General features: G+C 40.9%; 13 protein-coding genes and 1 tRNA gene. 2 read left to right on the forward strand and 12 right to left on the reverse strand.

The genetic code is table 11. The annotated features are described in order from the left end of the window. Nucleotides 1-73: 73 nt before the first annotated feature. From BUF11_RS07320 to BUF11_RS07360, 9 genes are all read right to left on the reverse strand, one after another. A tRNA-Val gene (locus BUF11_RS07320) sits at nt 74-146 on the reverse strand. 79 nt (nt 147-225) lie between these two features. Next, complete coding sequence (locus tag BUF11_RS07325) at nt 226-2244, reverse strand: methyl-accepting chemotaxis protein (RefSeq protein ID WP_073588182.1); 2019 nt, start codon at nt 2242-2244, stop codon at nt 226-228. Nucleotides 2245-2435: 191 nt separating this feature from the next. Further along, nucleotides 2436-2954, reverse strand: coding sequence for a cytidine deaminase (locus BUF11_RS07330; protein WP_073588183.1), 519 nt, complete (start codon nt 2952-2954; stop codon nt 2436-2438). 63 nt (nt 2955-3017) lie between these two features. Continuing rightward, nucleotides 3018-4406 (reverse strand): GH1 family beta-glucosidase, encoded by a 1389-nt coding sequence (locus tag BUF11_RS07335; protein WP_073588184.1) that lies wholly within the window; start codon nt 4404-4406, stop codon nt 3018-3020. Nucleotides 4407-4454: 48 nt separating this feature from the next. Further along, a complete protein-coding gene (locus BUF11_RS07340) occupies nt 4455-5333 on the reverse strand; it encodes a carbohydrate ABC transporter permease (protein WP_073588185.1) in 879 nt (292 codons plus the stop codon). A 12-nt stretch (nt 5334-5345) separates the two neighbouring features. Then, nucleotides 5346-6284 carry an ABC transporter permease gene (locus BUF11_RS07345; protein ID WP_073588186.1) on the reverse strand — a complete coding sequence of 313 codons (939 nt, stop codon included), beginning with the start codon at nt 6282-6284 and terminating at the stop codon, nt 5346-5348. Nucleotides 6285-6354: 70 nt separating this feature from the next. Further along, nucleotides 6355-7854, reverse strand: coding sequence for a DUF3502 domain-containing protein (locus BUF11_RS07350; RefSeq protein ID WP_073588187.1), 1500 nt, complete (start codon nt 7852-7854; stop codon nt 6355-6357). A 156-nt stretch (nt 7855-8010) separates the two neighbouring features. Beyond that, nucleotides 8011-9609 (reverse strand): response regulator transcription factor, encoded by a 1599-nt coding sequence (locus BUF11_RS07355; RefSeq protein ID WP_073588188.1) that lies wholly within the window; start codon nt 9607-9609, stop codon nt 8011-8013. After that, a complete protein-coding gene (locus BUF11_RS07360) occupies nt 9606-11330 on the reverse strand; it encodes a sensor histidine kinase (protein ID WP_073588189.1) in 1725 nt (574 codons plus the stop codon). The genes BUF11_RS07355 and BUF11_RS07360 overlap by 4 nt, the downstream gene beginning before the upstream one ends. A 187-nt stretch (nt 11331-11517) precedes the next feature. Here BUF11_RS07360 and BUF11_RS07365 point away from each other — a divergent pair, with 187 nt between their 5' ends. Both BUF11_RS07365 and BUF11_RS07370 read left to right on the forward strand, forming a co-directional pair. Next, on the forward strand, nt 11518-11955 hold the full coding sequence (locus BUF11_RS07365) for an RrF2 family transcriptional regulator (RefSeq protein WP_073588190.1): 438 nt from the start codon (nt 11518-11520) through the stop codon (nt 11953-11955). Nucleotides 11956-12071: 116 nt separating this feature from the next. Continuing rightward, a complete protein-coding gene (locus BUF11_RS07370; protein WP_073588191.1) occupies nt 12072-13358 on the forward strand; it encodes an O-acetylhomoserine aminocarboxypropyltransferase/cysteine synthase family protein in 1287 nt (428 codons plus the stop codon). Between the two features lie 74 nt (nt 13359-13432). Here the strand turns inward: BUF11_RS07370 and BUF11_RS07375 are convergent, their stop codons facing one another. From BUF11_RS07375 to BUF11_RS07385, 3 genes are read right to left on the reverse strand one after another with little or no spacing between them, the layout of a single operon-like run. Then, nucleotides 13433-14239, reverse strand: coding sequence for a hypothetical protein (locus tag BUF11_RS07375; RefSeq protein WP_073588192.1), 807 nt, complete (start codon nt 14237-14239; stop codon nt 13433-13435). Between the two features lie 22 nt (nt 14240-14261). Further along, entirely contained in the window at nt 14262-15272 is a 1011-nt protein-coding gene (locus BUF11_RS07380) for a nucleoid-associated protein (protein WP_073588193.1), read from the reverse strand. Nucleotides 15273-15276: 4 nt separating this feature from the next. Further along, nucleotides 15277-15882, reverse strand: coding sequence for an HAD family hydrolase (locus BUF11_RS07385; RefSeq protein ID WP_073588194.1), 606 nt, complete (start codon nt 15880-15882; stop codon nt 15277-15279). Nucleotides 15883-15913: the final 31 nt, after the last annotated feature.

Here is a 15913-nt window from a genome sequence, read left to right on the forward strand (position 1 = left end):
TATATAAGCAAATACCTTAAAATCTCAACTAAACTTTGTCAGGACTTCTAATTTCTTTGCTGTTTCATAAAAATGGGACCTATAGGGCTCGAACCTATGACCCTCTGCTTGTAAGGCAGATGCTCTCCCAGCTGAGCTAAGATCCCATTAAAGTACTTGTCTCTCAACAAGTACTTTATTATTATATTTATGAAACTATATTTTGTCAAGTATTTTTTATTGCTTTTATTCCGAAAGTTTGAAAAATCCCAGTCTATTTTCCAAATTAGCAGAAGTTAATGCGAGATTTGTAGCATCCTCGCCTACCGCTTCACTGATTCTTGTTACTTCATTGGCTGCTGATAACAGTTCAGCTGACGTTGCCAAAATCTCCTCGGCACCGGCAGACTGTTCTTCTGTGATAGCTGCAACTGATACCGCTACCTGGTCTACTTCCTTTATTCTCTCACTTAAGGAATTTACCAGTGCATCTGTTTCATTAACTGCTTCAAAGATATTCTCAAAAGCTGAACTGGTTTCTTTTATCAGCGAAGAACTGTTTTCGATGCTCACTACGCTTTCTTTCGTCTTCTTAATAGTATTATCTACAAGGATATTGATTCTTCCGATATTGCCGGCTATCTTACTTACAGCCTCTGAGCTGGTCTCCGCCAATTTTCTGATTTCTTCCGCTACTACGGCAAATCCCTTTCCGGCATCTCCGGCTCTTGCAGCCTCTATGGCAGCATTCAGGGAAAGGAGATTGGTCTGTGTTGCAATTTCACCAATCAGGGAGATAATGTCATTAATCTCTTTTGTGGAACTTCCCACATCTCCTACTACTTCTTCCAGATTATAAATATCTTTCTCAACATCCTGTACATACAGATTAACCTTATCTATCTTCTGCTTACCTTCTGCCGAAAGCACGACTGTCTGCTTCATCTTGGTACTGGCATCTCTGCTGATAGAATCCGCCATAGAAACTACCTGTGCCAGTGAAGATGCACTTTCTGCCACTTCGCTGATAGTCTTTGCCAGTTCATCTACTGTCAGATTAAGTTCCTGCATGGAGGAAGATTGTATCTTTGCCGAATTCGTCAAGTTCTCTGCTGCTTCACTGCTGCTTTCAGCCTGAGTGTTTAATTTATTGACGAGATCATAGAATTCTTTTATGATCTCCCTCATTATCTTAATAAAGTTCTGAAGACCTTCCGTCATCACTACAACTTCATTGGTTCCCTTTACTTCTACCTGAATGTCAAAATTCCCCTTCGTAATTTCTCCAATACTTCCGGTCACCTTCTTAATCGGCACAACAACATAATGCAGCACTCTTTCTATAATCAAAGTAAGCAATAAAATTGCTATAACAGAACCTGCAATTACAACCGCAATCAGCTTATTAATCGCAGAGAACACCTCACTCTTTGACACATAGGAAGCCAGCACCCAGTTGGTTCCTTCGATTTCTTCCATATAGGCCAAATACGTTTTGCTGCCGCTCTTCAAGGTAAATACCGATTTATTACCCGCTGCAATCTGCTTGGCAATTCCTACGAGCAGGGCATTCTTCGGGTCTTCATCCAGCTTTTTGGATATAAGTGCCTTATCCTCATAGCCTAAAATCACATTATCTGTCTTATCAATTAACAGGGAGGCACCAGTCTTAAGTACCTTCATGCTGGCCACCTGATCTGTTATCTCACTTAAATATATGTCTGCCGCCGCAACCTTTGTTGTTCCGTCCGATGATTTCAGCTTCGCTGATGCCGCAATACAGTATTCCCCGGTATTGGCATCTATATAAGGTGCACCAAAGGCAAAGGTATCCCTGTCCGCTCCTTCTTTGTACCAATCCCGCTCTGATACCACAAAATCTGATCCGGGAGTAAAATCAAAGGCATTGAGCAGTTTTCCGTCGCTTGTCCCTATGTAGACTCCAAGGGGCACACTAGAATTACTTTTCTTTGTAATTTCCAGATAACTGACCGTATCCGTATCATTCATTGCTTTAAAATCCAGGGTATTTTTTATTTCCGTAAGACTGCTAAGTATCTTCCCGGACCATGCCCCCACTTCCCTGATATTGGCCTGTGCCTGATACTTTACGATATTACTGCCATAATCCAGAATAATGCTATTGGCAGTATTAAAAGTAATTGTTAAAAGCCCTGCAATTGAAAGTGCAACTACCGGAATCAGGATGGAGATCATCCGTCCTTTCATTCCTAATTTTCTCTTTGGAGCTGTCCTATTCTTCATAATGCTTCCACCTTTCGGAATTTTTTTGTATACGAACCATTTTATTTATAAACTCTATTGTAGTTTCCATTAGAAATTCCGTCAAGTCATTTTTCAACATATTTTGACATAGTTCTTAATAAAACCTAACAAAAAAATTAATGTGCCTTAACAATTAGGAATTCTCTGTTAAGGCACATTATTATTTTTTATTATTCTGCTAAATTAGCCGGACCAAATCCTAACGGCAGAAGCTCTTCCAAAGTATAAATCCAGTAATCATATTCTGACTTTGCCAGTATTACCAGAAAATTCTTTGGATTGCAAAATTCCATCATGACCTGTCTGCATACTCCGCAGGGAGAACAATAGTCCTGCAATATTCCATCCTTGCCGCCGACAATTGCTATTGCCAGGAATTCTTTTTCTCCTTCACTGACTGCTTTAAAAAATGCTGTCCGCTCCGCGCAGTTCGTAGGTGTAAAAGAGGCATTTTCTATGTTGCAGCCTTTATAAATCTTATGGCTTTTCGTTAGCAGGGCAGCCCCTACCTTAAAGCCGGAATACGGCGTATAAGAGTAATTCAGACTGTCTATGGCCTCTCTTATAAGCTTTCTGCAGGTATCTGCGCTGACCGCTCCTGCCACTTCTCTTTTGCCGGATGGAACTAATGCTCCTTCATGCCTGCAGGCAAGTTCATTTAATTCTTTTCCTCTATTTTGTTCATCCATGAAATTATCCCCCAATGCATATTTTTATGGTGTATCTGGTATTGTACCACAAAAATATATGCCTTACAATCCCTGGAGTCCTTCTCCATTAGAGGTAATAATATCACGGTACCAATAGGCCGAATCCTTCAATGTTCTTTTTTGTGTTTCAAAATCCACATGGATTAGACCAAAGCGTTCGCCGTATCCCTGGGACCATTCAAAATTGTCCATAATGGACCAGGCAAAATATCCGACAACGTTTACTCCTTCATCCAATGCCTTTGACAGCTCTAAAAGATACCGGTTCATAAAGTCTATCCGCTGCGGATCATGTACTTTTCCGTCAAGACTTACCCAGTCTGCCATGGATAATCCGTTTTCGGTAATCAATACCGGCAGATGATATCTCTCAAAAAGAAATTTCGGCATATAGTGGAGTACCTTTGGAGTAACCGGCCATTTAAAAGCGGTGCGGTCAAAGCCAATCTTTTTCTCTGCTTGAACATATCCTTCTTCCGTATGCCTGATTCCGGATCCTCTGTAGAGATTGATTCCTAAAAAGTCCAGGGGCTGGCTGATTAATGCAAGGTCCTCTTCCTTTAAAAGGGCTTCCGGAAAATATTCAGCAAATGCTTCTATGCCTTCTTTCGGGTATCTGCCATGTACAATGGGATCAATCCACCAACTGGTGTTCCATAAATTCTTGGCAGAAGCATCAAAAGCTGCTCTTCTTGCAGCATCTATATCCTCTTTTTTATCTGTTACCGGATATACCTCGCTGGCACAGGGCGCATATCCTACCATACAGGGCTTTGCCGAATATTTTCTTATGGTCTGTACCGCCTTGCCGTGGGCAAGGAATAAATGGTGCATTGCCTGGAATACCTCCGGGTAAGGAAGCTTAAGCTTAGGTGCGCATTCTCCCAGAAGATGCCCTATAATAATATGGCATTGCGATTCATTAAAGGTTATCCAATGGGTAACGCGGTCTGAAAGCTTATCCGTTACAACTTTTACATATTCGGCAAACCAGTCAGGGCTATCGGGATTTGACCACCCGCCAAGGTTCATGAGTGCCTGTGGTAAGTCCCAGTGAAACAGGGTGACATAAGGCTCAATTCCTGCCTTTAAAAGTTCATCTACCAAATCACCGTAAAAGTCCAGCCCTTTCTCGTTGATTTTGCCCTTTCCCTCCGGTAATACACGGGACCAGCTGATAGACAAGCGGTAAGCTTTTAAGCCGATTTCCTTCATTAAGGCAACATCTTCTTTGTACCGGTGATAATGGTCACAGGCAACATCTCCGGTATCTCCATTATCTATATTCATACGTCCCGTTCCAGAGTCAACATTTTTATCATGGCTGTAAACATCCCAAATGGAAAGTCCTCTGCCATCTTCCATCGCCGCACCTTCAATCTGGTAGGCAGCCGCAGCCGCGCCCCAGAGAAAATCCTTTGGAAAACTCATATCTATGCCTCACCTTCCTATTAACAATAATATTATTTGCAATCAGTATCAGCCCTTTACTGCGCCAATCACAATTCCCTTTACAAAATACCGCTGGAAAAACGGATAAACAATCAGAATTGGAACAGCACCGATTACAGCCACTGCCATACGGATTGCCGTAGAGGGCATGGAGGCAGCGGAGGCTCCGGCAGCCGCAGCCTTTCTAAGCATTTCGATATTTTGGAGCATTTTATTTAAAAATACCTGAATACTGTAGAATTCATCCTTATTTACATAGTATAGACCATTTATCCAATCATTCCAATATCCAAGTCCGACTAAAAGCACCAGGGTAGCAAGGATGGGAAGGGACATGGGAAGTACAATACGCAGCAATATTTTCATCTCTCCTGCCCCGTCAACTTTGGCAGCTTCCATGACCTCTTCGGGGATATTGGTAGTAAAGTAAGCCCGCATCATAATAACATTGAAAGCTCCAAGCATCAGGTTGGGAATAATCAGTGCCCAAATGGTATTCTTAATATGAAACGTCTGTGTCCACATCATATAGGAAGGGACCAGACCGCCGTTAAAAAGCATGGTAAAGAATACAAAGAAAGCAAGAATATTTCTCCCCGGCAGATTCTTTTTTGATAAGGGATAGGCCAGTAAAGTGGTTAGAGTCAGGTTGATAAGTGTCCCTATGACCGTAACAACTATGGAGACCGTATAGCCTCTGACAATGGAATTGGTATCAAAAAGAAGATACTTATAAGCGATCAGGTCAATCTTTCTTGGAATAAAGCTATAACCGCTTTTCATTAATACATTCTCTGCTGTAATGGAGGAACTGATAAGAAGCAGAATGGGAATGATACAGAACAGGCACAGCAATATCATGATTGCATGGGCGATTATTTGAAATGTTTTACTTTTTTCTACCATAGGTATTCTCCTTTAAAACAGTGCGTTTTCTTTGCTGAATCTTCGTACGATGCCATTGGCAGTAAGAACCAGAAGAAAGCCTACCACAGACTGGTAAAAGCCTGCCGCAGCAGCCATTCCCAGGTTATTTAACTGGGTCAGTCCTCTATATACATAGGTATCGATCGTATTAGTAACGTCCACAAGTACTCCGCTGTTCATCGGTACCTGATAGAACAAACCGAAATCAGAATAGAATATACGCCCGATAGCCATTAGGGTCAAAGTTATAACGGTTACTTTTAATCCGGGCAGGGTGATATAACGTATCTGCTGGAAACGTCCCGCCCCGTCAATGACAGCTGCCTCATAATATCCTTTATCAATTCCCACTAAGGTTGCGTAATAGATAATACAGTTATAGCCAAAGCTCTTCCATAATTGCACTATTACCAGAATAAACGGCCAGTATTTCGGCTCGGAATACCAGGAAATTGACTTTCTTCCAAACAAAGGCAGGATAGTTTGATTTAAGTAACCTGTCTGGGTATTTAAAAATCCATACACAATATAGCTGACAACTACAATGGAAATCAGAAAGGGGATAAGAATTACTGTCTGGTACATCTTCTTTGCCTTATCTGCTCTTATTTCATTTAAGAGGATTGCTACTGCAATGGACACGGCAGTGCCAATTATGATAAATACAGCATTATAAGCTAAGGTATTTCGGGTAATCGTAAAGGCATCTTTGGTGGCAAAAAGAAATTCAAAGTTCTTAAAACCAATATTCGGACTTTTAAACATTCCTAATTTATAGTCAAACTTTTTAAATGCCATGACTATTCCAAACATAGGAATATAGTTATTGATAATCAGATATAAAATTCCCGGGAGCATCATCAGATAAAAAGGCAGGAATTTTTTAAATTGTCTTAGTTTGTGTTTTAGCTTGCTGGAGGTTTTATTCATGTCGGACTCCTTTATCCTTTAAATCAGATATCCGGCAGGCTTTGCCGCACTACCGGATATTATCTCTGAATTATTTGTTAGCTGCCAGCCAGGCGTCTAACTGCTTTTGCTTTTCCGTGATTATCGTATCAAGCCCTGCTGCCTTTAACTCGTCATTCATTTTCGGGAGTGCCTCATCAGGGTTAACAGAACCACAATCCAGACTGGCCTCATATTTGCTGACCACATTCTGGCAGGCTGTAACTTCATTTAATACATTGGAATTGTCCCAAACAAAGCCCTTAGCCGGTGAAGATTTGGCTGACTTATTGAATTCGCCAAGCTTTGTCCATACGTCCGGGTCATCTCCCTGCCATACGGAAGTTATCTGTTCATTCGGCCATGCCCAGCCTACAACGGAATATCCCGTATTGGAAGCATCTACGCCGTCTGCATAAGCAATAATATTCTTATCTTTATCCACATATTTGTAGTTCTTGCCCTCAATGCCATTTACAAGCAGATTGGCTATTTCAGGATTTGTGTACATGAGATTTAACATCTGCATTGCTTTATCAGGTTTCTTGCTGTTGTTTGCAATACACCAGGCGGCATTAACCATAGTGGTTATAGAATGTGCATCATACATGGTAACTGCAACAATGTCTTTGCCGCATTTTCTGGTTTCCTCTGCCTCAAAACCGGCTTTGATGGGAGTAAAGGTACCAAAACCCACCCCGGAGCGGATTAAAGTATCATAGGATTCTGTAGTATTTGCTGCATCCGGCATCATAAGCCCATTCTGCACCCATTTGTACATATAGCTTGCATACTCTTTATAAGACTGTGAATCATAGAGGTTAACAATCTGTGTACTGTCTAAGAGGGCATTTTCAAGTACTCCAAGGGAATCTCCCAGGGTATCGGCCGGTAAAGGTCTCATCATTGTACCGGCATTGGCTACGATAGGCCAGATATCCGGATGAGCTTCCTTTACTTTTTGTAAGTCTGCTTCCAGCTCTGCATAGGTCTTCTTTACGGTGTAATCAATACCTACTTCATCTGCAATGGCCTTATCCATTAAAAAGCCTCTTGCCTGTGCTTTATCTTTGTTCATCGGTATGCCGTAAACTTTGCCTCCGACTGTTACGCACTTAAAGTCATCGGCGGATATGGAACTTAACATGTCAGGTCCGTATTGCTTTAGTAAATCATCTATGGCTACAATCTGGTTACTGGATGCCATAGAAGGAAGGGAAACCTCCCAGGGAAATGCATAGAATAAATCCAGCTTTTCTCCCGATGTAAGTGCAAGGTTAAGCTGCTCTTTCGTAACATTACGTGCCAGTTCAACCTTACAGCCAATTAGCTTTTCTGTTATTTCACTAACCTTTGCTGCAATTGCATCACAATCCTCTGTTGTAGCTGCATAAGGTGCATAAATCGTAACGGTGTAAGTATCCTCCTCTTTCCCCTGTGTCTGTGTTTCATCGCCCTTCTTTCCAGATGAGCTGCAGCCGGCAAGAGCTACTGTCAGCATCGCTATTGTCAAAAACAAGGCTGTGATCTTTTTACCAAATATAGTTTTCATTACTCCTCTTTGCTCCTTCCTTTGTTTATGTTACCATTTTACACTTACATCTTAATTAGCTCTACCAATTCTGTTACCTTTCATCATTAATAAAATAACCACTTTGCTCTTATATCAGCAAAAAAGTTACATTCCTTATCAGAAATGTAACTTTTTTTATTTTGTATCTCCCCGCAGCCGGTCATCCATTGGCGCGGCACCCATTATTTTTTTATAGGTCTGGGAAAAATGAGAGAAATTCGTATAACCTACCTTAGAGGCAATCATGCTGATGGACATATTGGTGGACTTTAATAAGGCCTGCGCTAACTTCATCTTTTCCAGTATGATATATTCTTTCAGCGAAACACCCATTTCATTTTTAAACAGCCTTGAAACATAATTCTGATTAAGAAATACCAGATTAGCGATATCTCCCCGGCGGATATCCTTATCCAGATTGCTTCTGATATACTGCAGCATCGTATCTATCTGATTCTTCTGCTTTTCGTCCGAAGTTAGGGCTTCATTAAAGAAAGCAGCCACATACCATACCAGCCATTTCATTTCTTCCACAGAGGTATATGCCGTTAAAGACCGCTTTAGGACCTCCTGGTTTTCAAATATATGGCTGGGCTTAATGCCGAGACGGTCTGAAACAGTATAAATCAATTGCATAAATTCATGATAAAACCTTCTAAGAAAATCTCCTCCAAGCCCTTCCTCCGCATATATACGGTCAAGGATTAAAAAGGCCTCTTTTTGAAGACTTTCAGCCGCACCATTAAGTAACAGCTCCTCTAAACCTGCGCATAAATTCTGCTTCATTTCTTCATTTTCCGTAATCCTGCCTGCCTTATCCGGTACAAACACCCTGCTTAAAAGAGCCACATTATCCTCTCTTTGCTTTATAAGGCTTTTTATGCATACCGACAGCTCGCCAACCTCCTGGCAGCCGGTAAAATAGCAGGCAATTCTGCAAAGAAAATATTTGTCATATACCTCAATAAGCTGGCTTAGCTGACGGTAAACCGCCTCCTCTTCCATTTCATTGATTTCTTCCGTGTAAACTGCAAACACATAATTCTCCCTGTCCATCTGAAGCAGCAGTATCTTCTGTCCATAATAGGAAAATAACTCCGACACTATATTATTCATAGTATAACGAAGCAGCTGCGACTCCCACGAATCGATTGCCATACTCCACCTTTGGATATGTACCAGGCAGGCATACCCTAACTTACCGGTCTTTAGGCGAACTCCCAGAGTCTCTAAGGTCTGGCAGGAAGTTTCCACATCCTGCCCTGTTCCCAAAAACACTTCCTTTAAAAATCCTTCCAAAAGAACATCCTTTTTCTCATAAAGTGTCTTTCCATAAGAGGAGTATTCTGTCTTTTTTCTTTTGACCCGTATCTTTTCCATGGCACGAAGGATAACATTCTCCACCTCTTCATAACGTGCCGGCTGGAGAATGTATTCAAAGCTTCCAAGCCTTATCGCTTCTTTTGCATACATAAAATCAGCATGAGCCGTTAAAAAGATACATTCTAAATCCATATTTTGTTCCTTGGTCCAGGCATAAAGACTTAATCCGTTTTCCGCAGGCATTTCGATATCACAAAGCATAATATCAACCTGGTATTCCTTTAGGATTTTTTTTGCCTCGTAGGCGTTATATGCCTTAAGAGTGCGGTTTACTTTAAGCTTATTCCAGTCTACTCCAAAAAGTATTCCGCTGACTACAATAGTTTGGTCATCTACGATTAATACTGTCATCCGTTTACCTCATTTGCTTTATCTTTATAGGGCAGATAGATTTCGATACAGGAACCGTTGGAACGGCTGAATAGAATCGTACCTTTATCTCCGTAAATCAATTCTATTCTCTTCTTTACATTGCTAATTCCAATATTTTCCCTGTCCAGTTCTCCTTTGGTACCATTTATCTTCTCCAAAACCTCATCTGAAAAACCCGTTCCGTTGTCTAAAATGGTAATACATACATAAGATTCTGTTTCATCTTTTATTAAGGAAATTCTTACGGATATTATCAAGTCTCTGTCAAGTTGTCTTCCATGTTTTACAGAATTTTCAACAAATGTCAGAATGGATAAGGGCGGTATCCGAAAATCCATCAGGCTTGTATCAATATCAATGTTGCAGCTTGGAGGGTTGGAAAGGGTCATTTGCTGCAATAAAATGTAGTTCCTGACATTCTCCATCTCATCGGATACCGATATTAATACAGAATTATTGCGAAACATTCTTCTAAGATAATCCGAAAGGACCAGTATCATGTCCTGTATTTCCTGATATTTCTTCTGCTCTGCAAGAGCATAAAAGTTCTTAAGGCAGTTTAAAAAGAAGTGAGGTCTGATCTGAATCTGCAGGTACTGCATCTGCGTATTTTTTGTTTCCATCTCTTTTTCATAAGCAGCAATTCTCATCCATTTAATTTGCTCTATCATTTCATTGAAGGTCTTGCTTACCTGCAGGAATTCATCGATTTGGTAATTCTCACTCATTTTGGCTTCCATATTACCTTCCTTAATGGACTCCATAGTTGTGATAAGGCGGTTTAGGGGTATAAAATAAGTTTTTCGAAGTACCAGATATACAAAGGGCAATGCCAGAGTGATAAGGCCGGACATCGCTAACAGTATTATCTGGCTGACATCCATATAATTAAGAAGTCCCTGGTAATGTGTAATATAAAGCTGATTAATTCCGGCAGAAGACAGCGGCCGCTGCACTATCATAAAGTCATGGCTGCTGCCTGTTATATAATATCTTTTCTTGGTCTGTTTAATTTCAATTCCGTTATCCTTTATATAATCCTGGTAAATCAGAGGTTCTCCATCTATAGAGGCATACATCAAAAAATCCATGCCCTTGTTTCCCTGCTTATCCTGCGGTTTTATAGCCAAATCAAAATTTATGACAGCACCGGCATAGGTGGTACCGTTTTTTAATATCAGCACCACATATTTATTTCCATCGATATCATAAACAGTCCAGCCGGAATTTACTTTATTCTCTGTGATAATTTTATAGAGATATTTCTTTATAGAAGTTTTCTGCCCATACTTATAGGTCTCATCGCCGTTATAGCTGATGCGGAGCATATCATACTTTGTGGAGTACGCAAATAAGATACCAATTGTATTTTTGTGAGTATTCAGATAATCCTCGTACTTTCCCAGGATATCCTGTCCGCACATGTAGACTTCCAAGGCATTTAACTGGTAATTCCATCTAAGAAAGCTTCTGTCATTTGCCAGAGAGTTGGAAAGATAGTATTGGGCGCTGCTTATATCCTGTTCCAGAAGAGTTTCGTATAAATATATGGTGTTCTCGTTATTCTGGGTTATCTTTTCATTGAGTACCCGAAGCATATAGACGTTGTAAAGAAGCAGCATTGCCAAAAGCGGCACTACAAACAGAAACATTATCAGCATTATCTGCCCTTTCGTTGTTCTTCTGGCCATCCGCTTCATAACTTATGCACCCTTCTTTTTATTCTTTCTTATTATCCATTATTGTATTTACAAATCTCTTGTTTGTCAAATACAATAACTTTATAAAATATTTACATATTTAGTATGTAATTTTCATTGCCTCTTGAAATCCTACTATTCCCATGTTATTATAAGGTAATAAATAAATTTCATAAAGGAGGAATCGATGAAAATATCGACTAAAGGCCGCTATGCATTGCGTTTGATGCTCGACCTGGCTCTTCACAACACAGGTGAATACGTCACAATTAAGAGCATTTCTGCCAGGCAGGAAATATCCGATAAATACCTGGAGCAAATTATTACCCAGCTTAGCCGAGCCGGGTATGTGAAAAGTATAAGAGGAGCCCAAGGCGGCTACCGTCTTGCCAAAGCACCGGAAGAATATACGGTGGGAATGATTTTAAGACTGATTGAAGGCAGTATGGCACCGGTAAGCTGCTTAGAGGAAGGGGCCGATCCCTGTTCAAGAAGCAGTCAATGTGCAACCTTGGAGGTCTGGAAAGAATTGTATGAGGCCATCAATAATGTGATAGACAATATAACCCTGGCAGATTTGGTTGATAAGCAAAACAGCCTTACCGGAAATGATTATGTTATATAAAAATATCAAATCAGGGATTTGATATTCACGAAAGGAGTTATGTTGAAAAATGAATTTTTCAACTACGTATTCAGGAATATCAAATCAAAGATTTGATATTCACGAAAGGAGTTATTATGTCAGAGAAACGCAAATATCATTTTGAAACCCTGCAGCTGCATGTAGGACAGGAACAGCCTGATCCCGCAACTGACGCCCGCTGCGTTCCGATTTACCAGACATCTTCTTACGTTTTTCCCAGTGCCAAGCAGGCTGCCGGCAGGTTTGGGTTAACAGAAGAGGGCAACATCTATTCCAGGCTGGCAAATCCCACCTCAGATGTTTTTGAAAAGAGAATTGCTGCCTTAGAAGGCGGTGTTGCTGCTCTTGCTACTGCTTCCGGTTCTGCGGCTGTCCATTATGCCGTTACCAATATTGCCCATGCAGGTGACCATATTGTTTCTGCCATAACCGTTTACGGCGGTACTTACAACCTCTTTGCACATACTTTAGAGGAGTATGGTATTACAACAACCTTTGTAGACCCCGATGAAGAGGATGGTTTTGAAAAGGCAATTAAACCCAATACCAAGGCAATCTTCATAGAAAGTCTCGGAAATCCCAACTCTAATATCATCGATATTGCTGCTATAGCCGAAGTTGCCCATAACCATAAGATTCCGCTGATTGTTGACAATACCTTCGCCACACCCTATCTGCTTCGCCCTATTGAATACGGTGCCGATGTAGTCGTACATTCCGCTACCAAATTTATTGGCGGACATGGAACCTCTATTGGCGGTGTAATTATTGATTCCGGTAAATTTGACTGGGAGGCTTCCGGTAAATTCCCCGGCCTTACAGAGCCCAACCCAAGCTATCACGGTGTAATCTTTACCAAAGCCGTGGGTGCCGCAGCCTATGTCACCAAAATCCGCGTTACTCTGATGAGAGATACCGGCGCCTGCCTTAGTCCCTTTCATTCCTTCCTCTTTTTACAGGGCCTGGAGACGCTCTCCCTTCGTGTAGAGCGTCATGTGGAAAACACTTTAAAAATCGTAGAATTTTTAGCAAAGCATCCAAAGGTAGAAAAAGTAAACCATCCCTCCCTGAAAGATAACCCTTATCATGAACTGTACACAAAATATTTCCCAGATGGCGGAAGCTCCATCTTTACTTTTGAAATCAAAGGCGGAGCCAGGGAAGCCATGGAGTTTATCGATAAGCTGGAGTTATTCTCACTCCTTGCCAATGTGGCAGATGTAAAATCCCTTGTTATCCATCCTGCCAGCACCACTCATTCCCAGATGAATGAAGAGGAGCTTTTAGCTTCCGGCATCAAGCCTAATACCGTCCGTCTTTCTATTGGTACGGAACATTCAGAAGATTTAATCTATGATCTCAATCAGGCATTTGGCGAATAAACAGCTCAATAAAATAAAGTCCCATTGTTTGCCTTCGGTATACGAAGAAAAACAATGGGACTTTTTAACTCTTTCTACGGGGTAATATCCTTGGTCTTATCCTTAACAACATCGTACCGGTAAATCTTGCTGCCGTCCGTTGCCACATAATAGAAGCCTGCGGCGGTATCTTTTAAATCCCCTTTTTCATAGACGCTTATTCCAAAGCAGTCAACTCCTTTGATATTGGTAATCCAATCATCATAAATAATCGTATATTCCGTCAGATCTTTTGATAACTTCAAGGTCTTATTCGGGATTTTTTCCAGCAGTTTAAGAGCCTCTTCTTTTGTAATACCTGTTTGCTCTTTCGAATTATTTGCATTCTGTGAAGCTCCCGATTTCTTGTAGAGAGGATGCTCTGTAATGGAAGAAATCGTTCCGTCACTGCTATAGCACATTACCTTACCGGACGCTCTGTCTACAATGATGTTTGGTAAGGATACCTTGCCCCCATCACTAACCTGATAGATATAATATATCCTGTCGCTGACATTTAGATGGTCATCCAGCAGTTCATAGTAATAAGCTTCATCCTCCAGTGCCTTTCTGATGCAATCGGCTGCTTCTTCCTCTGTTAATTCTGCTTCACCGTTTTCCGCCTCTGCATCCTCTTCCTCTTTTATCTCTTCCTCGGACTCTTTACCATCCTCCTCTGAACCAGAGGGAGACGGAGTCAACGTAGGGGTTACCGGCTCTGTTACCTCCGGGGTTACGGTAAGGGTAGGACTTGGTGTTATTGTAACATCTACCGGCTCTTCCTTTTCTTTTCTATGGCAGGCTGATAAAACAGCTATTATCATCATAATTCCAAGAAACAGGGTAATTCTCCTTACTTTCATTCTGCTACCTCCGCAGTGTTAACTATTTACTTGTAATGGAATTAATATTTTTAATCAGAACGGATATGGTACCGTCAGGATTATTAATGAATTCAACGTTATTTTTATCATTATACTGATCCATTGGAATGTTAATCTCAATTCCTGTATCCGTAGTCAGGTACTGCTTTTCGAATTTTTTCGTGGTCTGTTTGTTGATGGGCTTTACTTCTTCTGCTTCCAAATTGTATTTTTTAAGCTTTTCGCTTAATTCTTCCTTGATTTCTGCCTGTTCCCCAAAGAGCTTTTCACTGATATTTTCTACGTTTATTGCTCCCTGATTGGTATATTCCTCGTGGATAACAGATTTTACTTCCATTGCTTTATCAAAATCATTCCCAAAATACTTCTCCTGCACCTGCTCTACGGCCTTGGTTATAATGTTAAGCTTACTCTTTTGGGACAGCTCTGTTTCACATTGTAAGAACATCGTCGAGAGGTAATTGGTCTTCACTCCGTTTATCTCATGTTTGCGCTCTACCAACTGCAGGGAAAAATCCTGCAGATTTATTAATACCGCCTCTGATAGCCTCGCACCCTCTGAAGGCAGAGTTACCTTCTGTTTGATAATATCGTTATAATTGATTCCTTCCTGGGAGTAGGCGTAATGAATATAGGTTTCCTTATAATTCATTTTCAGAAGGGCAAGGTAAGGGGTACTGCCCGTCTGATAGGTAACTATGAAGAAATCTCCCGGCGGAATGGTAATATTCTGATTCATAATAGTATATAGAAAGCCAGCCATCTCCTGGCTTGCAGATATTATGTTATCCTCAGTAAAGCTTTTGATACACTGGTACAAAAAGCCCTCTTCGTCATTAAAACGGCAGTTCTTCTTATCATCACTGACAGCTATCTTGTAAATATGACTTCGCAGAAAGTCATTTAAGTCCGGTCCCAGTTCCAAAAGCTGGTCCGAAAGTACCGGCATTCCTATGGTGGAATCCAATATATGTACAATGGCACCCCGTATAATAATATCGTCACGTTCCATAAGCTTATATCCTCACTCCCAGCATTCTTAACTCGGAAAGAGCTTTCTCAAACTCTGTGAACAGGATTGTATGAAAACCAAACCTTTTCGCTCCTTCAAGATTTGCTGCAGAATCATCTAAGAACACAGCTTCCTTCGGATCAAAACCGTATTTTTGGATAAGTGCCTCATAAATTTCTTTCTCCGGCTTAATATGCTTCACCTCATAGGATATTACCTGCCCGTCTGTCTCCGGGATAAAGGTAAAATGTTCTTTCGCATAGGCAAAGTTTCTTCCTCCGTAATTGGATAAAAGATAGACTTTATAGCCATTCTCTTTCAGGTTTCTGATAAAATCTCCGGAATAGGGATATTCCACAACAGTTTTTGTAATATCTTTAAAAAGCTTTCTGATTTCCGTTTCCACGGACGGATCCAGTTCGCAGCAAAGCGAAATTATCTCTTCTTCCGGAAGTGCTCCTCTGTCTTGTTCCCCCCAGTATTTTGAGAGAACGGTGGCTCTTGCCACCTTCTCTCTTATTTCTTCTCCATAGCCACAGTCCTTTAAGTAATCCTCCCAGCGGAAAGCTGCCAACACCTGCCCGATATCCAGTACAATGGTTTTAATCATTATGTTCTCCTCTCGTTGTCTTTTGATTTCA

The sequence above is a fragment of the Anaerocolumna xylanovorans DSM 12503 genome (assembly GCF_900143645.1).
Lineage (GTDB): Bacteria > Bacillota > Clostridia > Lachnospirales > Lachnospiraceae > Anaerocolumna > Anaerocolumna xylanovorans.